Source organism: Bacteroides sp. GD17 (assembly GCF_038448625.1).
Classification (GTDB): Bacteria; Bacteroidota; Bacteroidia; order Bacteroidales; family Bacteroidaceae; genus Bacteroides.
The window spans coordinates 661,091-684,949 of sequence record NZ_JBCEZS010000001.1 but is presented as its reverse complement, the minus strand read 5'-3'; the positions used below and the strand labels follow the sequence as shown (position 1 = coordinate 684,949).

The window sequence follows — 23,859 nt, the reverse complement described above, 5'->3', positions numbered from 1 at the left end:
AGTAAGAATAATCTAACAAAGAAAGAGCATGGAAGAAGAAAAATACATGCAACGATGTATCCAATTGGCACAAAACGGATTGTGCAACGCCGCTCCCAATCCCATGGTGGGAGCGGTAATAGTATGTGACGGAAAGATCATAGGAGAAGGGTATCACGTGCGTTGCGGAGAGGCGCATGCTGAAGTCAACGCCATCCGTTCTGTAAAAGATCCGTCGCTATTGAAACGTTCTACTATTTACGTAAGCCTGGAACCGTGTTCACATTATGGCAAAACGCCTCCTTGCGCAGACTTGATCATCGAAAAGCAGATACCGCGTATTGTCATCGGATGTCAGGACCCTTTTGCCAAAGTAGCCGGAAGGGGCATACAGAAGTTAAAAGATGCCGGCCGCGAAGTCATCACAGGGGTCATGGAAGCAGAATGCCAGCATCTGATCCGCAGATTTATTACGTTCCACACCTTGAGACGACCTTACATTACCTTAAAATGGGCAGAATCTGCAGATAAATACATAGACGTATTGCGGAAAAACGGCACTCCGGTCATTCTGTCCAATCCGCTGACTTCCATGCTGGTACACAAGAAACGGGCTGAGCATAGTGCCATTATGGTAGGTACCCGCACCGCCGAACTGGATAATCCCAGTCTCACCGTCCGTCATTGGCAAGGACCTTCGCCGGTACGCATTGTTCTGGACCGGCAGCGTATTCTTTCTCCCAGCCTGCATCTTTTTGACGGCAGTACGCCGACTCTTGTTTTCACGGAACACCCACACGAAGCAGTGCACAATATTGAATACGTTCCGACAGACTACCACCAAGACATCCTCCCTCAAATCATGGAGACGTTATACGCCCGCGGATTGCAATCGCTCCTGGTGGAAGGAGGCCGTTTCCTGCTACAGTCGTTCATCGACGCCGGGCTATGGGACGAGATATTTGTAGAAGAAGCTCCGATTCTGCTCCATTCCGGTGTTAAAGCACCTGAAATCAGCGATAAAATTCCCTATGTCATCGAACAATCTTTCGGCAGGAGTTTTCGTCATTATACAGCAGCAAGAAATAGGCAATAGCCTCATTTTGGGGCTTTTTTATCGAGAAAAACAGTACTATTATCTATAATTTTATATAAAACTTCCCTGTAAAGCTGTTTATAGAAAAAAATGTTCCTATTTTTGCAACTTGTAAATAAACACTAACTTTCAAATGAGAATAAAGTTTCTATCAGTAATAGTGAGTTTTCTTATTGTGTCATTTGCTGTGAGTTCATGCCTTAACTCAGACGACGATTACGAATACAGCTCCGATGCTACGCTAAAAGCCTTTGTCTTAGACACAGTGCACGGCGTAAATTACACCTTTACAATAGACCAACTCAACAGACTTATCTACAACAGGGACTCGTTACCCGTTGGATCAGATACCATCATTGACCGCATCCTGATTAAAACCATGAGTGTTACGGGCTGGATAACTTCCGGTTCACCCAACGATACTTTATTCAGCACTGCTGATTCGGTGGACTTAACACCTGCCATGAACAATGATGCCGGTATGCAGTTCAAAGTACATGCAGCCGATGGTCTCACCACCCGTGAATATAAGCTGAAGGTCAATGTGCACCTGCAAGATCCTGACTCTCTGGTCTGGACAGATATGCAGAAAATAGGCAGCGTGTTCTCCAATACGGTAAATCCGGGTGAGCAGAAGGTTGTGATCTTGGGAAATGAGTTATTAGTCTATACCTCTAATACTACTGTTTATAAGACATCTGCAAAACCAGGTGAATACGGTTGGAGCCAGGCATCTGTCGTCAATCTGCCGTCCGATGCAAAACTGACATCTGCCGTCAGCTATAAAGATGCCCTTTACATGGTAACAGAGAGTAAGAAGGTATTCACTTCTACCAATGGTACAAACTGGACAGATGTTACGACTTTAGGAGACAATGTCATTACCCTTATATCCGGCTTCTCCGACCGACTTTCGGGTATCGTTGAGATAGGTGGAAAGCAATATTTCAACATCTGCGACGGAAAGAACTGGGAACCGGCTCAAAAGGAAGACAACATCATACTCGATGAAGTTCCCAATGGTTTCCCTACTGAGAACATATCTTCTACTGTGGCCACCACCGGTAACGGTATAGAAAAAGTAGTTTTAACCGGCATGCCACAGGCAGATGAAAAGATGACAATTCCCTGGTTCTCATTAGACGGCAAGGGCTGGGCAAGTCTGGAAAACACTGCTTACGACACATACTGTCCGGGAATGACCAATCCTTTCATCATGTATTATGGTGAGATGTACTACTGCTTCGGCGGTAAACTGGACGCTATTTATAGCTCCGTTGCAAGCCTTGCATGGTTCAAGACAGAAAAGAACTTCCTGTTACCTCAGGAATTCAAAGATAAAGGCTCTTATTCAGTGGTAGTGGACCCGACAGTAAACCCGGAAGATAAAAGAGATTTTATCTGGGTGATATTTGGCGGAAACGGTACCAAGAACGAAGTATGGCGCGGGCGTCTTAACAAATTGGGCTTCGAAATACAATAAAATTCAAAGATGTTATATAAAGAAGAAATCGATTCAAGCCGGATACCCCAACACGTGGCGATTATCATGGATGGTAACGGAAGATGGGCCAAGCAGCGCGGACATGAGCGCAGCTACGGACATCAGGCCGGTGCAGAGACTGTGCACGTCATCGCGGAGGAGGCCGCCAGACTGGGAATCAAATACCTTACTTTATATACGTTCTCTACCGAAAACTGGAACCGTCCGTCGGACGAAGTGGCAGCTTTGATGGGACTCCTTCTCGACTCCATCGAGGAAGAGACGTTTATGAAGAATAATATCAGCTTCCAGGTGATTGGAGACATTGAAAAGTTACCGGTCAACGTACAGCAGAGACTAAGTACCTGCGTGGCACACACTCTTCACAACACAGGCATGTGTCTGGTTCTGGCTCTCAGCTATTCTTCCCGTTGGGAAATAACAGAAGCTACCCGGCAAATAGCCACCTTGGTGCAAAAGGGAGAGTTAGAGCCCGGAGAAATCAGCGACGAACTGATTGAACAGCACCTGACAACCCATTTCATGCCCAACCCCGACTTGCTTATACGCACCGGAGGAGAAATACGCCTGAGTAACTATTTGCTTTGGCAATGCGCCTACTCGGAACTTTATTTCTGTGACACTTATTGGCCTGACTTTCGCGAAGAAGAGCTTCGCAAAGCCATTTGTGACTATCAGAAGCGCGAACGCAGGTTCGGCAAAACCAGTGAACAAATCAGTTAAACCAAAACATATTTAATCATAACATAAATGCACTATCGTATTTTCTCCATATTCGTAACGTTTATCTGCCTTTTCGGCTGCGTACTGACAACCGCAGCGCAGGACGTAGACAACACCGATGAAGCCGAAAAGCCGGTTATCCTCTATTCGGGAACACCTAAGAAGTATGAAATAGCAGACATCAAAGTCGAAGGAGCCCAGAACTATGAGGACTATGTAATTATCGGATTGTCCGGATTATCCAAGAAGCAAATAATCACTGTACCGGGTGATGAGATTACACAGGCTTGTAAGCGCTATTGGCGCCATGGACTGTTCTCCGACGTAGAGATTACAGCTGATAAAATTGAGGGCGACCAAATCTGGCTGACCATCCACTTGACAATGCGTCCCCGTGTTTCCGAAATACGCTATAGTGGCGTGAAGAAGTCGGAGCGCAGTGACCTGGAAAGCAGAATCGGCATGATAAAGGGCGGTCAGATTACACCTAATATTGTAGACCGTGCCAAAACCTTGATTAAGCGCTACTTTGACGACAAAGGTTTCAAGAACGCAGACGTCATCATTACTCAGAAGGACGATCCCGATAAGAAGAACGAAGTAATCGTCAACATCGACATCGACAAGAAGGAGAAAGTGAAAGTGCACGAAATCACCATCGTAGGTAACGAGGCTCTTAAGACCAAGAAACTGAAACGAGTGATGAAGAAGACAAACGAGAAGAACAAGCTGGTCAACTTCTTCCGTACCAAAAAGTTCATTGAGGAGAACTACGAAGCTGACAAGCAACTGATTATCGACAAATATAACGAGCTGGGATATCGTGACGCCATGATCGTAAAAGACAGCATCAAGCCTTACGATGACCGCACGGTAGACATCTTCATGGAGATTGAAGAAGGTCAGAAATACTACCTCCGTAATGTGACGTGGGTGGGCAACACACTCTATCCTTCCGAACAGTTGAACTTCCTGCTTCGCATGAAGAAGGGTGACGTTTACAATCAGAAATTACTGGAAGAACGCACAATGACGGATGATGACGCTATCGGTAACCTTTACTATAACAACGGTTATCTGTTCTACAGCCTCGAACCGGTGGAAGTAAATATCGTAGGCGACTCCATAGACTTGGAAATGCGTATCTACGAAGGCCGCCAAGCTACTATCAATAAGGTAAGCATCAACGGTAACGACCGCCTGTACGAAAACGTAGTACGCCGTGAACTCCGTACCCGTCCGGGTGCACTGTTCAGCCGTGAAGACTTGATGCGTTCCATGCGTGAAATCCAGCAGATGGGACACTTCGACCCGGAACAAATCAAACCAGACATCCAGCCAAGACCGGAAGACGGTACGGTAGATATCGGTTACGACCTCGTTTCCAAAGCAAATGACCAGGTAGAATTCTCGGCCGGTTGGGGTCAAACGGGTATCATCGGTAAGTTGAGTTTGAAGTTTACCAACTTCTCCCTTGCCAACTTGCTGCATCCGGGTGACAACTATCGCGGTATCCTGCCGCAAGGTGACGGTCAGACATTGACAGTCAGCGGTCAGACCAATGCCAAATATTATCAGTCTTACAGTATATCCTTCTACGACCCATGGTTCGGTGGTAAGCGCCCGAACGCATTCTCCGTATCGGCATTCTACTCCAGACAGACTGATATCAGTAGCCGCTATTACAACTCGGCATACATGAACAACTATTACAACAGCTATTACAGCGGTATGTATGGTTATGGTATGTACAATTATGGTAACTACAACAACTACGAGAACTATTACGATCCTGACAAGTCTATTCAGATGTACGGTCTTGCCGTAATGTTCGGTAAGCGCTTGAAGTGGCCGGATGACTACTTCCAGTTCACCGCAGAATTGTCCTACCAACGCTATGTACTGAGCGACTGGCAATACTTCCCTGTTACCAATGGTAAGTGCAACAACCTGAGTATCAATCTGACTTTGTCCCGCAGTTCTATCGATAACCCGATTTATCCGCGCCAAGGTTCCGAGTTCTCACTGTCTGCACAACTTACGCCGCCCTACTCTCTTATTGACGGCAAAGACTACAGCAAGTACAGCACCAGCAACCAGGACGACATGAACAAGATGCACAAATGGATTGAATACCACAAGTGGAAGTTCAAATCCAAAGTCTATATCCCTTTGATGGACCCGATGACGGTAAAACGTACGCCGGTATTGATGGGACGTGTAGAATTCGGTTTGCTGGGTCATTACAATAAATACAAAAAGTCTCCATTCGAAACATTCGATGTGGGTGGTGACGGTATGACCGGTTATTCCAGCTATGCAACAGAAAGTATTGCCCTTCGTGGTTATGAGAACAGCTCATTGACCCCGTACGGTTACGAAGGCTATGCTTATTCTCGCCTTGGTCTGGAATTAAGATATCCGCTGATGCTGGAAACAAGTACCAGTATTTATGCGTTAACGTTCGTAGAAGCAGGTAATGCCTGGCAAGATGTCAATAAGTTCAATCCGTTTGAGTTGAAGCGCTCTGCCGGTGTCGGTGTCCGCATCTTCCTCCCGATGATTGGTATGATGGGTATTGACTGGGCTTACGGTTTCGACAAAGTATTTGGTTCTACAAGCTACGGTGGCAGCCAGTTCCACTTTATCTTAGGACAAGAATTCTAATTTGTTTCACAAAAACCAGACGTTATGAGAAAGACTATTTTATTCATGTTTCTGCTGTTTGCCGCAGGCATTACAGCGAATGCACAGAAGTTTGCCTTGATCGATATGGAATATATCTTAGAGAATATTCCGGCTTACGAACATGCAAACCAGCAACTGGAACAATCGTCCAAGCAATGGCAAAGCGAAGTTGAAAAGATTGCCGAAGAAGCCAAGACGATGTACAAAAACTACCAGTCTCAGATAGCCTCCCTCTCTGATGTACAGAGAGGCAAAAAGGAAGAAGAGATTGTAGCCAAGGAGAAAGCAGCAGCCGACCTGCGCCGCAAATACTTCGGTCCGGAAGGCGAACTTTATAAGATGCGTGAAGACCTGATAGGTCCGATTCAGGATGAGATATATGAAGCGGTAAAGGAGATAGCTACCCAAAGCGGATATGCTGTAGTAGTGGATCGTGCCTCGGCATCAAGCATTATTTTTGCTTCACCAAGCATTGATGTCAGCAATGAAGTGCTTGCTAAATTAGGATTTTCAAATTAATTTCATACATTTGTACCCCACTATAAATAATCATTCAAATAAATAATAAACATTATGCTTAAAAAAATCGCACTACTCGTAGTTATGTTTGTCCTCCCGCTGGGAGCGATGGCACAAGCGAAGTTCGCTCACATGAACTCACAGGAAGTTATTTCTGTAATGCCCGAATTCACAAAGGCGCAAGCTGATCTGGATGCCATGTCCAAGAAGTATCAGGAAGAGATGCAACGTACCAACGAAGAATTCCAAAAGAAGTATCAGGAATTCTTAGCACAAGCAGACTCTCTGCCGAAGAACATTGCAGAAAGACGCCAGAAAGAATTGCAAGATATGGCTCAACGTCAGGAACAATTCCAACAAGAGGCTTACCAGTCTATGCAGAAAGCACAGCAAGATGCTATGGCTCCCATCTATCAGAAACTGGATGAAGCAATCCAGGCAGTAGGTAAGGCAGAAGGTGTAGTTTATATCTTCGACCTGGCTCGTACGGCAATACCTTATGTAAGTACACAAAGCACGGATGTAACGGCTAAGGTCAAGACACAATTAGGCATTAAATAAAAATCCGGAAAAGATATTATCTCTGAAAAGTAAGCGCGGGCAATTTGTCCGCGCTTACTTTTTACACTATCTTTGCAACGTACATAGCTTTTAGAAAGTATGAAACAAACATTACCTTCCGCCTCTGGCCCTATCGGCGTATTCGACTCAGGATATGGCGGACTGACTATTTTGAGCAAGATACGGGAAGCACTTCCCGAATACGACTACATTTATCTGGGCGACAATGCCCGTACGCCCTACGGGACACGTTCCTTTGAAATTGTCTACGAGTTCACTCTGCAAGCAGTCACCAAGTTGTTCGGTATGGGATGCCACCTCGTGATACTGGCATGCAACACTGCCTCTGCCAAAGCCCTGCGCAGTATACAGATGAACGACCTGCCCCACCTCGACCCCGAGCGCCGTGTATTAGGCGTCATCCGCCCTACGGTGGAATGTATTGGTAGCATTACCCATAGCCGCCATATCGGTGTACTTGCCACATCGGGAACCATCAAATCGGAATCCTATCCGCTGGAAGTACACAAGCTCTTTCCCGACATCAAAGTCAGTAGCGAGGCTTGCCCGCTATGGGTGCCGCTTGTAGAGAACAACGAGGCACAAGGAGAAGGTACAGACTACTTTATACGCAAATATATCGACGAATTGCTTGCCAAAGACCCATTGATAGATACCGTAATACTGGGGTGCACACACTATCCGCTGCTACTGCCCAAGATACAGCAGTACATGCCCGAAGGGATTACTATCGTATCGCAAGGGGAGCTGGTGGCAAGAAGTCTGAAAGACTATCTCCACCGCCATCCAGAGATGGACAGGAAATGTACAAAAGGCGGAAGATGCGTCTATCGAACCACCGAAGCAGAAGATAAATTCATAGAATCGGCTTCCACTTTCTTGAATGAAGCGGTCAGAGTAGAACGGATAGAACTATAATTCGTAGGAATTTAAACATTAAAACGAAAACAATTGTTATATTTGTCATACAATAACCTCTAAATTCATACTGTCATGAAAGAAGAAGATAAAACCAAGCTGATTGAAGTATTCAGCGGAAGCCCGTGGGAGGCAGAACTTGTAAAGAGTTTGCTTGCAAACAACAACATCGAAGCCGTGGCCCAAGATGAAATGGTAGTAAACATGGTATTGCCGGCTACTGCGATCGATATATCTGTTGTAGTCAACGAAAAAGATTATGAAGCCGCTATGGAGGTAGTGCGCGAATACGAAAAGAAGAAAGATGGAGATTGATTTTAGCAGAGTTGCCGTCAAAGTAGGCAGCAACGTATTGACACGACGCGACGGAACGCTCGACGTAACACGCATGTCTGCACTTGTAGACCAAATAGCCGAGCTGCACAAAGCAGGCGTAGAAATAATCCTCGTTTCCTCCGGAGCCGTGGCTTCGGGGCGTAGCGAGGTGCATCCGGTCAAGAAACTGGACAGCGTTGATCAGCGGCAGCTTTTCTCTGCCGTAGGACAAGCCAAACTCATCAACCGCTACTACGAACTGTTCCGCGAACACGGCATCCCCGTGGGGCAGGTACTCACCATGAAGGAGAACTTCGGCACCCGCCGCCATTACCTCAACCAAAAGAACTGCATGACCGTGATGCTGGAAAACGGCGTCATCCCCATCGTCAACGAGAACGATACCATTTCCGTAAGCGAACTGATGTTTACGGATAATGACGAACTGTCGGGCCTGATAGCCTCCATGATGGATGCGCAAGCGCTGATTATTCTCAGCAACATCGACGGCATCTACAACGGTTCGCCCTCCGACCCGTCCTCCCAGGTTATCCGCGAGATAGGACAGGGCAAAGACCTCTCTTCTTACATCCAGACATCCAAGTCCAGCTTCGGGCGTGGCGGCATGCTGACCAAGACCAACATTGCCCGCAAGGTAGCCGACGAAGGTATCACCGTAATCATAGCCAACGGCAAGCGCGACAATATCCTCGTAGACCTGCTGCAACATCCTGCCGAAACTCTCTGCACCCGCTTTATTCCTTCCCCGGAACCGGTATCGAGCGTCAAGAAGTGGATTGCCCACAGCGAAGGCTTTGCCAAAGGCGAACTGCACATCAATGAACAAGCCACGCAAGTACTTGCTTCCGACAAGGCCGTCAGCATTCTGCCCGTAGGCATCACAGCTATCGAAGGAGAGTTCGAGAAAGACGACATTGTGCGGATTATCGACTTCGAAGGCAATCCCATCGGAGTGGGTAAAGCAAACTGTGACTCTGCCCAGGCACGCGAAGCAATGGGCAAACACGGTAAGAAGGCAGTAGTACATTACGATTATCTCTATATAGAATAGGCTCCAACAAAGGCATATATCAATCTAATATACAATACGTTGCAGTTTCCTATAGGTAGGAAACTCCTGTTTCTTCGCATGGAAACGCCAGTTTCCGTGCGTTGGGAACGCCAGTTTCTTCGCATGGGAACGAGAGTTTCTCCTAATGGGAACTGTCGTTTCCTATAATGGGAACGCTCGTTTCCTACTATGGAAACGAATGTGTCCCACTATGGGAACAGAAGTTTGTGCTAAGGAAACGAATTTCATTATATAAGAACCCAATTTTAATCATTACATTTGCAGATGTTATAAACACCATAAACCACATTTAAGATGAACTTGAACAAAACTTTTGTTGCAGTACAAGATGCAAGCCGCAAGCTTTTGGCATTGAGTGACGAAGAGATCAACCGGATATTGCTGGCTGTTGCCGATGCTGCCATGGAGCAGGCAGACTTCATCCTTGCCGAGAACCGGAAAGACCTGGACCGCATGGACCCTGCCAATCCGAAGTACGACCGTCTGAAACTGACCGAAGACCGTCTGCAAGGCATCGCCGCAGACATGCGCAACGTAGCAACTCTCCCCTCCCCGCTGGGACGGGTATTGAAGGAAAACATTCTACCCAACGGACTGAAGATAAAAAGAATAAGTGTGCCGTTCGGCGTTATCGGCATCATCTACGAGGCACGTCCCAACGTCAGTTTCGATGTATTCTCGCTCTGCCTGAAGAGCGGCAACGCCTGCATACTGAAAGGTGGCAGCGATGCCGACTGCTCCAACCGTGCCATTGTCAGCGTGATACACCAAGTACTGGAACACTTCAATGTAGACCCGCACGTCGTGGAACTGCTGCCCGCCGACCGCGAAGCAACCGCCGAATTGCTGCATGCCAACGGCTATGTAGACCTGATTATTCCGCGCGGCAGCAGCAGCCTCATCAACTTTGTACGCCAGAATGCCACGATACCGGTCATTGAAACCGGTGCAGGCGTATGCCATGCTTTCTTCGACCTTTATGGCGATGCCAATAGGGGTGCCGCCATCATCAACAATGCCAAGACACGCCGCGTCAGCGTTTGCAATGCACTGGATTGCCTTATCATCGATCAGAACCGCCTGGTTGATTTGCCGGACTTATGCCAGCCTATGCACGCAAGCAACGTAATGATTTACGCCGATGCCCCCGCCTATAGCGCCTTGCAAGGCAAATACCCCGCTGAATTATTGCAGCCGGCCACCGAAGACTGCTACGGCAGAGAGTTCCTGGACTACAAGATGGCTATTAAAACCGTTGCGTCCATCCAGGAAGCAATGGCACACATCCGGCAGTACAGTTCCAAGCATAGCGAATGCATTATTACGGAAGACAAGAAACGCGCCGAACAATTCTGTCGCGATGTAGACGCTGCCTGCGTCTACGTTAATGCCCCGACTTCGTTTACAGACGGAGCCCAGTTCGGGCTGGGTGCCGAAATCGGTATCAGCACCCAGAAGCTGCACGCACGCGGCCCGATGGCATTGGAGGAAATCACCACATACAAGTGGATTATCGAAGGAGAAGGCCAGATCAGAAGCTAAAATACCGGTATCGTATAGACTAATCCCAACGAAATACGCTGTGAGCTGTAGTCTTCCGCACCAAGTGCTTTGGCACGTTGTGTCAAGCCGTGATTCTTGTACAAAAGGTGGAGGAAGATGAGCAGCTCACTGTTTTTCATGGGGAAATATTCAGCGCATGCCTGCACATTCCAGGTACGACGATAAAGCCCCTTCTCGTAAAAACCGTTTGTCTTGTAAACGCTTCCCGTTTCATAAGCGCCCTTGGCATACAGATTCCAATGCGCATGTATGCGGTAGTCGAAGTTGGCGATCGTAGTAAAGTAAGAGACATGCTGGGCGGTGACACCTCCTTCCGGCCGGCCGGCGGAAAGTTCGCTGATGAGTCCTTTGCTGTCCAGCCCTTCGCGCGAATACATCAAGTCCACGTAAGCCACAACCGGCCCTTTCTTCCAAACATTGCCGGCAGTCAGATAAAGAATGTTCCGCTTGTCCGCCAACTGTCCCCACGATACGGAATAGCGCAAATTCAATCCGCGATCGAAGAAGTAGCCGTCCCAATTGGCAGTAGACAACATGGGTACGCGTACTTTGCCCACCTCCTCCGGACGACCGTAGAGAAAAGTCTCGTCTTCATCACCGCTGCGGTTGTTCACTATCTGCAAGTTCAGCTGTTGTGTGGGCGACAGGTTGACGGCACCGTTCACCCCAGCCTGATAGCAAGCCACATTGTTATTGAAATCGCTGAACTCACGCACTTTGATGGAGTTCACCCAATACTCGTAGCCCCCCAGCTGAAGTGCCTGTTTGCCCACGGTCAGCGTAAAGCGCTTGTTCATATTCCAGTTTACCAGAGCACACTCCACGGAAGACGACAAATTGTCGAGCACATGCGGGTTGCTGTATTTGTTGAAAGATTGACGGAAATGATAAGAGAAATCCTCACCGAAATCGCCTAATATCTCCAGGCGTACGGCATTGATTTTAAAAGCTGCCTCATCCAGTTTCCCATCGGTAAGGTAAGCGGCAGCCGAAGTGTAGAACTGGAGGTTCATACTGGCGGAAGCAATGGATTTACCATCTTCAGTAACACGTTCCAACAAGGTTCTCCCCTCTTCGGGACGAATCAATGGCTCTTGCGACATGGCAGATGCCGCGCATCCCGTCAGCAGACAGGAAAGCAGAATGGTCTTTTTCATAATTCAGCGTATCAGATCTATAAGGTTAAAATTCCAGGACAAAGATAATGCAAACCGAAAGCAGTTGCAAATTTATTTGTAATTCGCATTTAATCTTTATCTTTGCTGTGCATATAGATACACTAAAAAGAACAGTGAACATGAAGAACTTTACTTGCGTGCAAGACATCGAAAACCTGAAGTCTGCACTGGACGAAGCATTTGAGATTAAGAAAGACCGTTTCAAATATGTGGAACTGGGACGTAACAAAACGTTGATGATGATATTCTTCAACTCCAGCCTGCGCACACGCCTCAGCACTCAGAAGGCTGCCTTGAACCTGGGCATGAATGTCATTGTACTGGACATCAACCAGGGTGCCTGGAAGCTGGAGACGGAACGGGGCGTCATCATGGACGGCGACAAACCGGAGCACCTGCTGGAAGCAATTCCCGTGATGGGTTGCTATTGCGATGTAATCGGCGTACGTTCCTTTGCCCGCTTCGAGAACAAAGAATATGATTACAACGAAGTGATACTGAACCAGTTCATCCAGTACTCCGGTCGTCCTGTATTCTCTATGGAGGCAGCTACACGCCACCCGTTGCAAAGCTTTGCCGACCTGATAACGATTGAGGAATATAAGAAGACGGCGCGTCCTAAAGTCGTTATGACGTGGGCACCGCATCCGCGCCCGTTGCCGCAGGCCGTTCCCAACTCCTTTGCCGAGTGGATGAATGCCACGGATTACGATTTTGTGATTACACATCCCAAAGGCTACGAACTCGACCCGAAGTTTGTGGGCAACGCACGTGTGGAATACGACCAAATGAAGGCCCTTGAAGGTGCCGACTTTGTTTATGCCAAGAGCTGGGCAGCCTATACGGGCGACAACTACGGCCAGGTACTGAGCAAAGACCGCGCCTGGACGGTGGACAAGCAACAAATGGCTGTCACTAACAATGCTTACTTCATGCATTGCCTGCCGGTTCGCCGCAACATGATTGTATCGGATGACGTGATCGAAAGTCCGCAGTCCATCGTTATTCCCGAGGCTGCCAATCGGGAGATATCGGCAACGGTGGTGCTGAAGAGATTGATTGAAGGGCTATAAAACAAAATAAAAGGTTCCCTGCCGGTATTGCTTTTTAAAGTAAAAGCAATACCTTTGTTTAACTCTAAAAGAAAATCATCATGGAAAGCTATTTGGAAGATAAATACATACGATTTGACTGGGCCATCAAGCGCCTGCTACGCCAGAAAGCTAACTTTGGTGTGCTCGAAGGGTTCCTGACCGTATTCCTGAAAGAAAAAGTCACTATCCTGGAGATACTCGAAAGCGAGGGTAACCAGCAGACCGCCGATGATAAATTCAACCGGGTGGACATCAAAGCGCGCAACAGCAAGGATGAAATCATCATCATCGAAATACAGAACACGCGCGAACTCTATTACCTGGAACGTATTCTTTACGGCGTGGCCAAAGCAATCACCGAGCATATTTCGCTAGGCGAAACCTACTATCACGTAAAGAAGATATATTCCATCAGCATACTGTACTTCGACATCGGCATCGGCAGTGATTACCTGTACTACGGACAGAATAATTTTATAGGTGTACATACCGGCGATAAATTGCAAATCAATGTCAAGGAAAAGAACGCAATAGTGACGCGTATGCCTGCTGAGATTTTCCCGGAATATGTTTTGATCCGTGTCAATGAGTTCAACCAGGTGGCGGTTACGCCGCTGGAAGAATGGATGAGGTATCTGAAAAGCGGAATAATACGCCCCGATACTACAGCTCCCGGCTTGGAAGAAGCACGCGAGAAGCTGAAGTACTACTCTATGACGCCACAAGAACGTCGGGCGTACGATGAACATCTCAGTGCGGTGATGATTCAGAATGATGTGATCGATTCAGCTAAACTGGAAGGGAGATTAGAAGGGAGATTGGAAGGAAGAGCAGAAGGAAGAGCAGAAGGCATAGCAGAAGGAAGGGAAAAAGGAATAGTAGAAGGACGAGAAAAAGGAAAAGAAGAAGAGCGCCTCTCTGCTGCCCGAAAGATGAAGAACAAAGGATTCGACAACGCAACGATTGCCGATATCACCGGCTTGTCTCTCGAAGAGATTGCCAATCTATAAAGAAAAAAGGGAAAGAGCGCCCGGGGCGCACCAATGATTTTATATCATCATCTCAACATAAAACGATTTACTTCTCCACTTCTTTCCCCGCTCCTTGCCAACTTATGAATCCTTTGTCAAGGTCATAAATGGTATACCCTTTCTTACTCAATATGGAAGCGGCTTTCTTGCTGCGCTTACCGCTGCGGCAGTATAGTGCAACAGGCTTATCTTTCTGCAATACCGAATCGGCAACCTCCGCAAATGCATCATCCAGCACATTGACATTAATACTACCGGGGATATGCCCTTCCGAATATTCGGCAACGGTACGCACATCCAGACGCTGTACTTCCGGATCGGCTATCAAGGCGGCAAATTCGTCTACAGAAACAGATTTAAAGTTATCTGCTTTCTGCTGGCAAGAGAACAAAGTGGAAAAGAAAAGGCAAATGCCTGCAAACAAGGTTTTCATCAGATATTTCATTTTTAATCAAGGTATATATTCAAAGTCATAAGTCTTTATGTCGCCCGCATAAGTATGCACGCTGAAGTGAACCGTCACCTTCTGTACACCTTCCACAGCATATTGCCGCAGAGGCATGGAAGCATAAGCACGTCGGGTATAGGATACTTCCCCGCCTGCTTCATGATAAAGCGTAATATAGACATCACTCTGCCCGGTTGCAGCATCTGTCGTAACTCTATCTTCCACGTAATGAAAAAGATGCTGGCCGCTCTCCTTAACTTGAAGCGTCAGGTTCAGATAATCGAGTCCCATCCAAATGCTCAACACATTGGCAGGGTCTGTCTTGACACCATTCTTAAACTTATCGGCTGTTTGGGGAACAACAGAGACGACGCCACTCAGCGCATACAGCTTTACGCCGGGTGTGCCGTCAATAGCCGTCTCCGAAGCATAGTTGCTGATAACACGGACTGAAGTATCGGCATCAATATGAGTACCGGTCAAGTCCTCTACTACCGGATAGCTTTTCCCTTCATCCGTCAAGACGGATTGCAGACTACCGTCCGCACCCGAATAGGCGGTCAGGAATTCCAGCTTCACGGGAGGATAGTGGTATTCGTCATCACCACAAGCTGCCAGCAGGCAGACCAACAAAGGCAAAAGCCACCAATAGCAGTACTTATTCATTCATTTTATTCTTTTATGGCCGCCAGGTAGTTCCTCAGCGGGTTGGCATACATCAGGAACATCTTCTCGCGCAGGAAAGACAAGTCTTTATTGGGAATAGTGATACGATCCAGTTGCCCATCTACGTAGGTGATGAATCGCTGCCTGTCTTCTGCAGTATAGTGCGAGGCGAAAGTCTCGTTTCCTTCAAGAAGGTCGTGCGCCACGTAATTATTAGGATTAATCTGGTAATTGGCATGAATGCGCTTGTCTATCAGCGCCGACAAGCGTGCAAAAAGCTCCGGCTTCGACAATGAACGATCCATCTTGGCCAGTTCATCGTTGATGCAGGCTCCCGTCTGGAAGTGTACCCGGCCTTTATAGCCGAACAGGCCGGTCTGCATATTCAGCAGGTCGTCGGCAGTGCTCTTTTTATAGTCGGGGATATCGCGCTTCAACTGGAATTCCTGCGCCTTCAGGAAGTCGCAAGGGTCGTATTCGTAGGAGATAGCGAGCGGAGCCAGGTTTATCTCCATCAACCGATCGATGACGTGTCCTTCACCGCCCATTGCCAACATCTTCAGTACACTGTCCTGCGTACGGTCGTTCGCATCTTTGGCGCGCCCTTCACGCTGGGCAATCCAGATGGACTGGTTCTTCTCGCCAATGGTGTAATGTATATAGCGGGACATGCGTGCGGATGCTTCCAACTTCTGACGCATGCTCAAGGCACGCAGCACAATAAAGGATTTGTTGACGCGGACAAACTTCTTAATCCACGGATAGATGAGCAAGTTGTCTCCGATAGCAATCTCCACCGTATCCATGCCCTGGTCTACCAACAGAATGGACAGAAAGCCCGAATCAAGGATGATGTCGCGGTGATTGGAAATATAAGTATAGGCTATCTTCTTATCCGGCAACGCCGTATGGTCGAGCGACAGTCCATCCGTAGTGTCCGCAGCCAGTTTCCACAACAGACCGTAACAGAAGGTTTTCTGAAACTCCAGTTTGGTTTTACACGCGCGCATTTTCTGTGCCACCACATCAAAAGGTACATCGGGCATAACCGTTGCAGCAGCCTGCCGGAATGCAGGGTCGGCTATCAATTCCTCAAAGATTTGGGGAAGCTCCTCGTCATGATAAGGACGGATTTCATCAAATTCCACGTTCATAGCGATAAATGATTAGTGTTCAGTGATCTGTAAAATCACTAGAACCGGTTCTCTATTATATCAGTCATTACATCTTTAATATCCAGTCCGGCAGCACGTACTTGCTGGGGGATGAAGCTGGTGGCAGTCATACCGGGAGTGGTATTCACTTCCAGCAGATTAATCTTTCCGCCATCGGTGATGATGTAGTCTACACGGATAATACCCGAAGCGCCCAGTATATCATAGATAGCCGATGTCAGCGCCTGCACGCGACCGGTCAGTTCAGCAGAAATACGGGCGGGAGTAATCTCATCCGACTCACCGTTGTACTTGGCCTTGTAGTCGAAGTACTCGTTGTGCGTCACTACCTCCGTAATAGGAAACACTACAGATTTATCTTTTGTTTTGTAGCAACCACAAGTAAGTTCCGTGCCGTCCATAAAAGCCTCCACGACCACTTCGGGAGCTTCTTCAAACGCCTTGGCTATGGCAGGTTGTATCTGTTCCTGCGTTTTCACCTTGGTTACGCCGAAGCTGGAGCCGCCCAAACTGGGTTTGATGAAACAAGGCAGCCCGATCTTCTCCATCACTTCCTCATCGGAAATCTGCTGCCCGCGACGCAGCATCAACGAATCGGCAATGCTGACTCCGAACTTGTTCAGATACTGGTTGCAGGCGAACTTATCGTAAGTAAGGGCTGCCGCCAGCACGCCACAACAGGAATACGGGATGTGCATCATATCGAAATAGCCCTGCAAACGGCCGTCTTCGCCCGGAGTGCCGTGAATCGTGATATAGGCAAAGTCGAAGGTAATCTTCGTGCCATCCAGCAGAAAGCTGAAGTCATTGCGGTCTACGGGAGCTTTCGTTCCGTCGGACAGTTGGACATGCCAGTCCAGGCCATGCATTTCTACTATATATAATGTGTACTTCTCCTTGTCGATAAAGGAGTAGATGCCCTGTGCACTGCGCAGGGAAACCTCGAATTCGGAGGTATCTCCTCCGGCTACAATAGCAATCGTGCGTTTCATTCTAATTCTCTGTTACTGATATAGCTTCTCCATTTGTCAATCAGCCGGGCCATGTCGTCGGGCAGTTCCGAGGTGAAGTACATCTCTTCGCCGGTGACGGGATGCACAAACCCCAGGGTCATGGCGTGCAACGCCTGCCGCGGACAAGTATCGAAGCAATTGTTTACAAACTGTTTGTATTTAGCGAAGTGGGTTCCTTTCAGTATTTCGTGCCCACCATAGCGTTCATCATTGAAAAGTATGTGCCCGATGTGCTTCATGTGCACACGGATCTGATGGGTACGTCCTGTCTCAAGGATGCACTCCACAAGAGTTACGTAACCCAGGCGTTCCAACACCCGGTAGTGGGTGACGGCATGCTTGCCCTGGTCATCGGGAAGGACAATCATCTGCATACGGTCGCGGGGGTTGCGCCCTACGTTGCCTACGATGGTGCCTTCGTCTTGTTCTACATTTCCCCAAACCAGTGCGCGGTACCGGCGCTTCGTGGTCTTGTTGAAAAACTGGTTACCGAGGTTTGTCTTGGCATCCGGAGTTTTGGCTATCACCAGCAGGCCGGAGGTATCTTTGTCGATGCGGTGCACCAGTCCCACGTGAGGGTCGTTGGCGTCGTAATCGGGATTATCCTTCATGTGCCAGGCGATGGCGTTGACAAGGGTACCGTGATAGTTGCCGTGTCCGGGGTGTACCACCAGGCCGGCAGGCTTGTTCACGACCATGAGGTACTTGTCCTCGTATACTATATGGAGGGGGATGTCTTCGGGGATTACTTCGTTTTCGTAGCGCGGGCGGTCCATCATCACGGTGATGACGTCTTGCGGCTTCACTTTGTAACTGCTCTTCACGGGCTTGCCGTTGGCCATTACGAAGCCCGCATCGGCTGCTTTCTGGATGCGGTTGCGCGAGGCGTTCGTCAGACGGTCGAACAAGTATTTGTCCACACGCATCATCTCCTGCCCCTTGTCCACCACTACACGGAAGTGTTCATAGAGTTGCGCCTCATCGCCGACGGGTTCTATATCGTCCAGCTCATCATTCTCTATTTCATCCGGCAATTCTTCTATCATGCGGCTATCGGTATTAAAGATCAGAACCAGGATTCGTCTGCGGCAGAGTCGCCGGAAACAACGGGCTGAGCGGTATTCCGAATAGAATCCATACCCAGGGAATCACCTTCTTGCGGAAGCTCGCCACCGTCTCCCACCTTCAAGGTCAGTACGGCACCGGCAGGTACTTTATCGCCAGTAGCAAGGGGACGACCTTTATACTTCACCTCATACACCCAGTCTTTCTCTCCAGGCATATACTCTATCTCGGCCAACTTAAAGCCGGAAGCCAGGATGCGTGCCTCGGCCTGACGCAAAGAGCTGTTGTCCGCTACATCGGGAACAACATGCAAGGGTATATTCAGCGTATTGATGGTAAGATAGATAATGCGTCCTTCCTTTACTTTCTGTCCGGCTGCAGGACTGTATTCAAGAATACATCCGGCAGGCAAAGTCTTTACATAACTGGAATCCGAAACCACGCAACTCAGCCCGTGATTACGGAACATCTTCTCGGCTTCGCCCACACTCATGCCCTTCACGTCGGGTACTACTACGGCTTCGCCGTGGCGGGTATATATATCCAGTCCTTTCAATACTCCGAAAACCAATCCGACAACTACAACGATCATTGCGATAAGGTTCCCCCAGAAGTATTTATTCTGCCTGAAAGAGAAAAAATCTTTTATTGTCATAATCTATAGCACGTTATTTGGGGCAAAGATACAATTTTCACCACATAGTACGCGGAGAAGTCCCAAGTTTTTATCTTATATTGATAACCTGTCGGCAAAATAAACAGGTTAATCAAAAGATTTGCTTACCTTTACCACCCTATAAATATACGATAAACTATGAAAGCAAAGTATGCAACACCGGTAATTGCCGCACTATCTTTATTGTGCGCCTGTTCTGCCCCCCAAAATCAGCTTATAGTGGATGGAAACATCGAAGGACTTCAACAAGAAGATACCCTCTACTTCACCCGTATCTCCCTGCCCAAGTGGCAAGACATTTCTACCGACACGCTGGTGGTTTCCGAACCTGGGAAGTTCACCTACCAAACCCCTCTCACCGGCACACACTATTACCTCCTCTCTTACAAGCCTGCCAAAGGTGAAGCCCTGCCTTCGCACAGCCGGGGTACTGTGCTTTATGGACGTCCCGGCGATCGGTTGCAGATAGAGGGGAGCACGGAGTTCTTCACACTGTTGCAACCTCGGGGTGGTATGTACGACGACACTCGCCTGGTGCAACTCTTGCAATTGGAAGACAGTGTAGGCAGGGCAGACGAACACGTGTACCGCAGAGCGCTCTATTACAGCAGTTTGCAAGATACGCCGAAAGCTAACCCGGACTCCATGCAATATTACATGGACGCATTCAACACACGCAATTGCCCGGCATTGAGCCAGGAGCGAAAGCGTATCGCCGAAACCATCGACGACAACGAATACGCTGCCATCTCCTACCTGCAAAGACTTTACGACACCTCTTATCCCGACTTTAAAGAGCGCTTCGCGCGCTTCTCCCCTCAAATAAAGGCATCCGCCACCGGTAAGTTGCTTGAACAGATGCTGCAAGTGAAAGCCAACATTGAACCGGGTAACACTCCCTCACCCTTCACCGTGACTGCTACGGACGGCAAGCAAGTGTCCCTGTCCGACTATCGCGGCAAGTATCTTTTACTTTACCATTGGGGATTATGTCCCGGCACAATCTGGGTGCAACCTCGTTTGTTGGAACTGTACAAAGAGTATCATGAGAAAGGTTTTGAGGTGCTGGGATTTACCCAAGAAGCCCTGTCCGAAGAGTATAAACAATATGACGAACTGGCTCCGCTATTCAATCAACCCTGGACCACTGTCTACACCTCTGCTGCCGGCAACGAGTTCATAACCGATGCCTATTACCTTGCCGGTGTACCCATCCTGATGGTGATCTCGCCCGAAGGGAAGACGCTCTATCGCGGCTACAACGAAGTCTACGAACCGCTACAAAAACTACTACAAGAGAAATTGGCAGCGCAACAATAAGGAGCTGTAAACAAGAAAATCCGCAAAAGACTGAAGCCTTTTGCGGATTTCTTATTTCTTGGTACAAGGAATTGGCTTATGCCTTTACTCCGTTGTATTCGTCAGAAACAGTCAGTTTCTTTCTGCCTTTAGCGCGGCGTGCTGCCAATACTCTACGACCGTTAGCACTTGCCATTCTCTCACGGAAACCGTGTTTGTTCTTTCTCTTTCTGTTAGAGGGTTGAAATGTTCTTTTCATTACTGTATCTTTGTTTTATGTTATTATTCTCACGAATTCGGGCTGCAAAAATAGGGACTTTTTTCAAATAAACCAAGAGATAACTCATTTTCTCTCAAAACTTTTTGCGTTTTCTACCTATTTCCATTACTTTTGCACCCGCAAACCAGCACTAAAGGAGTAATTTCTAATATAATAATAAAGACTATAAGTATGATTAATGCCCAAGACATTAAAAACGGAACTTGCATCCGTATGGACGGCAAGCTGTATTTTTGCGTTGAATTCCTGCATGTAAAGCCGGGAAAAGGTAACACTTTTATGCGTACAAAACTGAAAGACGTAGTAAGCGGTTATGTACTCGAACGTCGTTTCAACATCGGTGAGAAACTGGAAGATGTACGCGTAGAACGCCGTCCCTACCAGTTCTTATATAAAGAAGGCGAAGATTATATCTTCATGAACCAGGAAACTTTCGACCAACACCCCATCGCCCACGATCTTATCAATGGCGTTGACTTCCTGTTGGAAGGAGCTGTTCTCGAAGTTGTATCCGATGCTTCTACCGAAACTGTACTTTATGCAGACATGCCTATCAAAGTTCAGATGAAGGTTACTTATACCGAACCGGGAATGAAGGGCGATACTGCAACCAACACTTTGAAACCTGCAACAGTAGAGTCAGGTGCAACAGTACGTGTTCCGTTGTTCATCAACGAAGGCGAAACTATCGAAATCGATACTCGCGACGGTTCTTACGTAGGTCGTGTGAAAGCATAAGAGTCTATTAGAACAAATATAAAGACACCCGGGCGTTCATAACGTTCGGGTGTTTTTTTGATAGAACGAAGACGTTATCGGGAATAAGTACGTATCTTTGTAAGCAATAAGCATCATGAAGAAAAGACTGACACCATGCGATACTCCGTTATCATCCCCGTATACAACCGTCCCGATGAAGTGGACGAATTGCTGCAAAGCCTGACGTTACAGAGTTTCAAGAACTTTGAAGTCATTGTTGTAGAAGATGGTTCCTCCATCCCTTGCAAGGAAGTGGTAGAGAAATATCAGAAGCAACTGGATATACATTACTACGCCAAGACGAATTCCGGTCCCGGACAGACACGCAACTACGGAGCGGAGCGGAGCAAAGGAGAATACCTTATTATATTGGACTCCGACTGCATCTTGCCCGAAGGCTATTTCTCCGCCGTGGAAGAAGAACTGCAAAGAGAACCTGCCGACGCTTTCGGCGGCCCGGACCGCGCGCACGAATCGTTTACAGCTGTGCAGAAAGCCATCAACTACTCAATGACCTCCTTCTTCACCACCGGCGGCATCCGGGGAGGGAAAAAGAAGATGGACAAATTCTACCCGAGAAGCTTCAATATGGGAGTACGGCGGGAGGTATACCAAGCCTTGGGCGGATTCTCGAAAATGCGTTTCGGCGAGGACATCGACTTCAGTATCCGCATCTTCAAAGGAGGATATACGTGCCGGTTGTTCCCCGATGCCTGGGTATACCACAAGCGCCGGACAGATTTGAGGAAGTTCTTCAAACAGGTTCATAACTCGGGAATTGCCCGAATCAATCTATATAAAAAATACCCGGAATCATTGAAGGTAGTCCATTTGCTGCCGGCCGCCTTTACCCTGGGAGTGGTGATATTACTGCTGGGCGCACCCTTCTGTCTGTACAGCCTGACACCTATCTTACTGTATGCTCTATTGGTATGCATCGACTCTTCCATTCAAAACCACAGCCTGTGCATCGGCATCTACTCCATTGCCGCGTCGTTCATTCAGCTCATCGGTTACGGAACGGGCTTCTGGCGCGCCTGGTGGAACCGCTGCATACTTGGCAAAGACGAATTCGAAGCCTTCAAAAAGAACTTCTACAAATAATGGACAAACTTAATATCAACCAGTGGGCCGAAGAAGACCGCCCACGGGAAAAGATGATGCAAAAAGGTGCCGAGGCACTGAGTGATGCCGAACTGCTTGCTATCCTCATCGGCTCCGGCAATACGGAAGAAAGTGCTGTAGCTCTGATGCAACGGGTACTCTCCGCCGCCAGTAACGACCTGAACCAACTGGGCAAATGGGAAGTACATGACTTCTCCCGTTTCAAAGGCTTCGGTCCCGCCAAAAGCATCACCATCATGGCCGCTCTGGAACTGGGCAAACGCCGCCGCTTGCAAGAACGTCCCGAACGTGCCGTCATCCGTTCTTCCCGAGACATCCACGATATCTTCTATCCCCTGCTCTGCGACCTGGCTCAAGAAGAATTCTGGGTACTGCTGATGAACCAGGCCGCCCGCGTCATCGACAAAGCACGCATCAGCCGCGGCGGCATCGACCAGACCACCGCCGACGTACGAAGCATCCTTCGCGAAGCCCTGCTGCAACGTGCCACCCAAATAGCCCTCATCCACAATCACCCTTCTGGTAACCCGCGTCCCAGCCCCGAAGACCAGCGACTGACGGAACTCGTAAGGAAAGCCTCCCAAACCATGAACATACGGCTAACCGACCACGTTATTATCACCGACGGGAAGTATTATAGCTTTACCGACGAAGGGCTGCTATAACACCGTCCGTCTTTTTCTTTGTAGTCTCGATTAAATTATTTAGCTTTGTTTCGTAAAATCTATATATACCCTTAAGATTATGGACAACAGATTTGAAATAGAAGAAAAGATAGTAGCCATGCTCAAGACCGTATTCGACCCCGAAATACCGGTCAACGTCTACGACTTGGGCCTGATATACAAGATAGACGTTGAGGACAACGGAGAAGTCACCATTGACATGACGCTGACCGCTCCCAACTGTCCGGCAGCCGACTTTATCATGGAAGATGTGCGCCAGCGGGTGGAATCCATCGACGGCATCACCTCCGCCACCATCAACCTTGTATTCGAACCCGAATGGGACAAAGACATGATGAGCGAAGAAGCCAAACTGGAACTGGGCTTCCTGTAACAATAGATGAT

General features: G+C 48.1%; 25 protein-coding genes. 17 read left to right on the top strand and 8 right to left on the bottom strand.

The features are described from left to right. Positions 1-28: 28 nt before the first annotated feature. From ribD to AAE250_RS02300, 10 genes are all read left to right on the top strand, one after another. The gene (ribD, locus tag AAE250_RS02345; protein ID WP_294596686.1) at positions 29-1,075 is read left to right on the top strand and encodes a bifunctional diaminohydroxyphosphoribosylaminopyrimidine deaminase/5-amino-6-(5-phosphoribosylamino)uracil reductase RibD; all 1,047 of its coding nucleotides are present in this window, start codon (positions 29-31) and stop codon (positions 1,073-1,075) included. A 133-nt stretch (positions 1,076-1,208) separates the two neighbouring features. Further along, a complete protein-coding gene (locus AAE250_RS02340; RefSeq protein ID WP_294596688.1) occupies positions 1,209-2,558 on the top strand; it encodes a DUF6242 domain-containing protein in 1,350 nt (449 codons plus the stop codon). A gap of 9 nt (positions 2,559-2,567) precedes the next feature. After that, the gene (locus AAE250_RS02335; protein ID WP_294596691.1) at positions 2,568-3,302 is read left to right on the top strand and encodes an isoprenyl transferase; all 735 of its coding nucleotides are present in this window, start codon (positions 2,568-2,570) and stop codon (positions 3,300-3,302) included. Between the two features lie 27 nt (positions 3,303-3,329). Then, the gene (gene bamA, locus AAE250_RS02330; protein WP_294596692.1) at positions 3,330-5,969 is read left to right on the top strand and encodes an outer membrane protein assembly factor BamA; all 2,640 of its coding nucleotides are present in this window, start codon (positions 3,330-3,332) and stop codon (positions 5,967-5,969) included. A gap of 24 nt (positions 5,970-5,993) precedes the next feature. Further along, the gene (locus AAE250_RS02325) at positions 5,994-6,509 is read left to right on the top strand and encodes an OmpH family outer membrane protein (RefSeq protein ID WP_294596694.1); all 516 of its coding nucleotides are present in this window, start codon (positions 5,994-5,996) and stop codon (positions 6,507-6,509) included. Between the two features lie 54 nt (positions 6,510-6,563). Next, complete coding sequence (locus AAE250_RS02320) at positions 6,564-7,070, top strand: OmpH family outer membrane protein (protein ID WP_294596695.1); 507 nt, start codon at positions 6,564-6,566, stop codon at positions 7,068-7,070. A gap of 99 nt (positions 7,071-7,169) precedes the next feature. Further along, positions 7,170-8,009 carry a glutamate racemase gene (gene murI, locus AAE250_RS02315; RefSeq protein ID WP_294596698.1) on the top strand — a complete coding sequence of 280 codons (840 nt, stop codon included), beginning with the start codon at positions 7,170-7,172 and terminating at the stop codon, positions 8,007-8,009. 75 nt (positions 8,010-8,084) lie between these two features. Then, positions 8,085-8,324: a DUF2007-related protein gene (locus AAE250_RS02310; RefSeq protein ID WP_294596701.1), complete on the top strand. Its 240-nt coding sequence runs from the start codon at positions 8,085-8,087 to the stop codon at positions 8,322-8,324. Then, positions 8,314-9,396, top strand: coding sequence for a glutamate 5-kinase (proB, locus tag AAE250_RS02305; protein ID WP_294596704.1), 1,083 nt, complete (start codon positions 8,314-8,316; stop codon positions 9,394-9,396). The genes AAE250_RS02310 and proB overlap by 11 nt, the downstream gene beginning before the upstream one ends. 315 nt (positions 9,397-9,711) lie before the next feature. After that, a complete protein-coding gene (locus tag AAE250_RS02300; protein WP_294596707.1) occupies positions 9,712-10,959 on the top strand; it encodes a glutamate-5-semialdehyde dehydrogenase in 1,248 nt (415 codons plus the stop codon). On the opposite strand, the gene AAE250_RS02295 is transcribed toward AAE250_RS02300, so the two are convergent. Beyond that, positions 10,956-12,137, bottom strand: coding sequence for a porin (locus tag AAE250_RS02295; protein WP_294596709.1), 1,182 nt, complete (start codon positions 12,135-12,137; stop codon positions 10,956-10,958). The genes AAE250_RS02300 and AAE250_RS02295 overlap by 4 nt on opposite strands. Positions 12,138-12,277: 140 nt before the next feature. Between AAE250_RS02295 and AAE250_RS02290 the strand changes: the two genes are divergently transcribed. Together AAE250_RS02290 and AAE250_RS02285 are read left to right on the top strand one after the other, a co-directional pair. Next, positions 12,278-13,231, top strand: coding sequence for an acetylornithine carbamoyltransferase (locus AAE250_RS02290; protein WP_294596712.1), 954 nt, complete (start codon positions 12,278-12,280; stop codon positions 13,229-13,231). Positions 13,232-13,311: 80 nt separating this feature from the next. Further along, positions 13,312-14,262 (top strand): Rpn family recombination-promoting nuclease/putative transposase, encoded by a 951-nt coding sequence (locus tag AAE250_RS02285; RefSeq protein WP_294596715.1) that lies wholly within the window; start codon positions 13,312-13,314, stop codon positions 14,260-14,262. A 67-nt stretch (positions 14,263-14,329) separates the two neighbouring features. On the opposite strand, the gene AAE250_RS02280 is transcribed toward AAE250_RS02285, so the two are convergent. From AAE250_RS02280 to AAE250_RS02255, 6 genes are read right to left on the bottom strand one after another with little or no spacing between them, the layout of a single operon-like run. Then, a complete protein-coding gene (locus AAE250_RS02280; RefSeq protein WP_294596719.1) occupies positions 14,330-14,716 on the bottom strand; it encodes a rhodanese-like domain-containing protein in 387 nt (128 codons plus the stop codon). Positions 14,717-14,734: 18 nt separating this feature from the next. Continuing rightward, positions 14,735-15,397 carry a NigD1/NigD2 family lipoprotein gene (locus AAE250_RS02275; RefSeq protein WP_294596721.1) on the bottom strand — a complete coding sequence of 221 codons (663 nt, stop codon included), beginning with the start codon at positions 15,395-15,397 and terminating at the stop codon, positions 14,735-14,737. A gap of 5 nt (positions 15,398-15,402) precedes the next feature. Continuing rightward, positions 15,403-16,551 carry an acyltransferase gene (locus tag AAE250_RS02270; protein ID WP_294596723.1) on the bottom strand — a complete coding sequence of 383 codons (1,149 nt, stop codon included), beginning with the start codon at positions 16,549-16,551 and terminating at the stop codon, positions 15,403-15,405. Positions 16,552-16,589: 38 nt separating this feature from the next. Continuing rightward, positions 16,590-17,564: a D-alanine--D-alanine ligase gene (locus tag AAE250_RS02265; protein WP_294596725.1), complete on the bottom strand. Its 975-nt coding sequence runs from the start codon at positions 17,562-17,564 to the stop codon at positions 16,590-16,592. Beyond that, positions 17,561-18,631 (bottom strand): RluA family pseudouridine synthase, encoded by a 1,071-nt coding sequence (locus AAE250_RS02260; protein WP_294596728.1) that lies wholly within the window; start codon positions 18,629-18,631, stop codon positions 17,561-17,563. The genes AAE250_RS02265 and AAE250_RS02260 overlap by 4 nt, the downstream gene beginning before the upstream one ends. Before the next feature lie 20 nt (positions 18,632-18,651). Continuing rightward, entirely contained in the window at positions 18,652-19,305 is a 654-nt protein-coding gene (locus AAE250_RS02255) for a PASTA domain-containing protein (protein WP_294596730.1), read from the bottom strand. A 159-nt stretch (positions 19,306-19,464) separates the two neighbouring features. Here AAE250_RS02255 and AAE250_RS02250 point away from each other — a divergent pair, with 159 nt between their 5' ends. After that, complete coding sequence (locus AAE250_RS02250; protein ID WP_294596733.1) at positions 19,465-20,646, top strand: peroxiredoxin family protein; 1,182 nt, start codon at positions 19,465-19,467, stop codon at positions 20,644-20,646. Between the two features lie 76 nt (positions 20,647-20,722). On the opposite strand, the gene rpmH is transcribed toward AAE250_RS02250, so the two are convergent. After that, positions 20,723-20,884, bottom strand: a complete 162-nt coding sequence (gene rpmH, locus AAE250_RS02245; RefSeq protein ID WP_002558970.1) for a 50S ribosomal protein L34 — start codon at positions 20,882-20,884, stop codon at positions 20,723-20,725. 192 nt (positions 20,885-21,076) lie between these two features. On the opposite strand from rpmH, the gene efp reads away from it, so the two are divergent. The 4 genes from efp to AAE250_RS02225 all read left to right on the top strand — a co-directional run bounded on the left by efp (position 21,077) and on the right by AAE250_RS02225 (position 23,848). Next, positions 21,077-21,643 carry an elongation factor P gene (gene efp, locus AAE250_RS02240; protein ID WP_291584686.1) on the top strand — a complete coding sequence of 189 codons (567 nt, stop codon included), beginning with the start codon at positions 21,077-21,079 and terminating at the stop codon, positions 21,641-21,643. Between the two features lie 135 nt (positions 21,644-21,778). Beyond that, a complete protein-coding gene (locus AAE250_RS02235) occupies positions 21,779-22,768 on the top strand; it encodes a glycosyltransferase (protein ID WP_294596739.1) in 990 nt (329 codons plus the stop codon). Next, positions 22,768-23,454 carry a RadC family protein gene (gene radC, locus AAE250_RS02230; RefSeq protein ID WP_294596741.1) on the top strand — a complete coding sequence of 229 codons (687 nt, stop codon included), beginning with the start codon at positions 22,768-22,770 and terminating at the stop codon, positions 23,452-23,454. Before AAE250_RS02235 ends, radC begins: the two co-directional genes overlap by 1 nt. 79 nt (positions 23,455-23,533) lie before the next feature. Beyond that, positions 23,534-23,848 carry a metal-sulfur cluster assembly factor gene (locus AAE250_RS02225; RefSeq protein ID WP_294596745.1) on the top strand — a complete coding sequence of 105 codons (315 nt, stop codon included), beginning with the start codon at positions 23,534-23,536 and terminating at the stop codon, positions 23,846-23,848. Positions 23,849-23,859: the final 11 nt, after the last annotated feature.

Bases quoted from the DNA above. Each gene is read 5' to 3' on its own strand.
- AAE250_RS02300 (WP_294596707.1), top strand. From the start codon at position 9,712: ATGAACTTGAACAAAACTTTTGTTGCAGTACAAGATGCAAGCCGCAAG.
- AAE250_RS02320 (WP_294596695.1), top strand. From the start codon at position 6,564: ATGCTTAAAAAAATCGCACTACTCGTAGTTATGTTTGTCCTCCCGCTG.
- AAE250_RS02340 (WP_294596688.1), top strand. From the start codon at position 1,209: ATGAGAATAAAGTTTCTATCAGTAATAGTGAGTTTTCTTATTGTGTCA.
- rpmH (WP_002558970.1), bottom strand. From the start codon at position 20,884: ATGAAAAGAACATTTCAACCCTCTAACAGAAAGAGAAAGAACAAACAC.
- AAE250_RS02290 (WP_294596712.1), top strand. From the start codon at position 12,278: ATGAAGAACTTTACTTGCGTGCAAGACATCGAAAACCTGAAGTCTGCA.
- AAE250_RS02255 (WP_294596730.1), bottom strand. From the start codon at position 19,305: ATGACAATAAAAGATTTTTTCTCTTTCAGGCAGAATAAATACTTCTGG.
- AAE250_RS02250 (WP_294596733.1), top strand. From the start codon at position 19,465: ATGAAAGCAAAGTATGCAACACCGGTAATTGCCGCACTATCTTTATTG.
- bamA (WP_294596692.1), top strand. From the start codon at position 3,330: ATGCACTATCGTATTTTCTCCATATTCGTAACGTTTATCTGCCTTTTC.
- radC (WP_294596741.1), top strand. From the start codon at position 22,768: ATGGACAAACTTAATATCAACCAGTGGGCCGAAGAAGACCGCCCACGG.
- AAE250_RS02270 (WP_294596723.1), bottom strand. From the start codon at position 16,551: ATGAACGTGGAATTTGATGAAATCCGTCCTTATCATGACGAGGAGCTT.
- AAE250_RS02280 (WP_294596719.1), bottom strand. From the start codon at position 14,716: ATGAAAACCTTGTTTGCAGGCATTTGCCTTTTCTTTTCCACTTTGTTC.
- proB (WP_294596704.1), top strand. From the start codon at position 8,314: ATGGAGATTGATTTTAGCAGAGTTGCCGTCAAAGTAGGCAGCAACGTA.
- AAE250_RS02275 (WP_294596721.1), bottom strand. From the start codon at position 15,397: ATGAATAAGTACTGCTATTGGTGGCTTTTGCCTTTGTTGGTCTGCCTG.
- AAE250_RS02325 (WP_294596694.1), top strand. From the start codon at position 5,994: ATGAGAAAGACTATTTTATTCATGTTTCTGCTGTTTGCCGCAGGCATT.
- AAE250_RS02260 (WP_294596728.1), bottom strand. From the start codon at position 18,631: ATGATAGAAGAATTGCCGGATGAAATAGAGAATGATGAGCTGGACGAT.
- AAE250_RS02310 (WP_294596701.1), top strand. From the start codon at position 8,085: ATGAAAGAAGAAGATAAAACCAAGCTGATTGAAGTATTCAGCGGAAGC.
- AAE250_RS02235 (WP_294596739.1), top strand. From the start codon at position 21,779: ATGCGATACTCCGTTATCATCCCCGTATACAACCGTCCCGATGAAGTG.
- efp (WP_291584686.1), top strand. From the start codon at position 21,077: ATGATTAATGCCCAAGACATTAAAAACGGAACTTGCATCCGTATGGAC.
- AAE250_RS02335 (WP_294596691.1), top strand. From the start codon at position 2,568: ATGTTATATAAAGAAGAAATCGATTCAAGCCGGATACCCCAACACGTG.
- murI (WP_294596698.1), top strand. From the start codon at position 7,170: ATGAAACAAACATTACCTTCCGCCTCTGGCCCTATCGGCGTATTCGAC.
- ribD (WP_294596686.1), top strand. From the start codon at position 29: ATGGAAGAAGAAAAATACATGCAACGATGTATCCAATTGGCACAAAAC.
- AAE250_RS02265 (WP_294596725.1), bottom strand. From the start codon at position 17,564: ATGAAACGCACGATTGCTATTGTAGCCGGAGGAGATACCTCCGAATTC.
- AAE250_RS02285 (WP_294596715.1), top strand. From the start codon at position 13,312: ATGGAAAGCTATTTGGAAGATAAATACATACGATTTGACTGGGCCATC.
- AAE250_RS02225 (WP_294596745.1), top strand. From the start codon at position 23,534: ATGGACAACAGATTTGAAATAGAAGAAAAGATAGTAGCCATGCTCAAG.
- AAE250_RS02295 (WP_294596709.1), bottom strand. From the start codon at position 12,137: ATGAAAAAGACCATTCTGCTTTCCTGTCTGCTGACGGGATGCGCGGCA.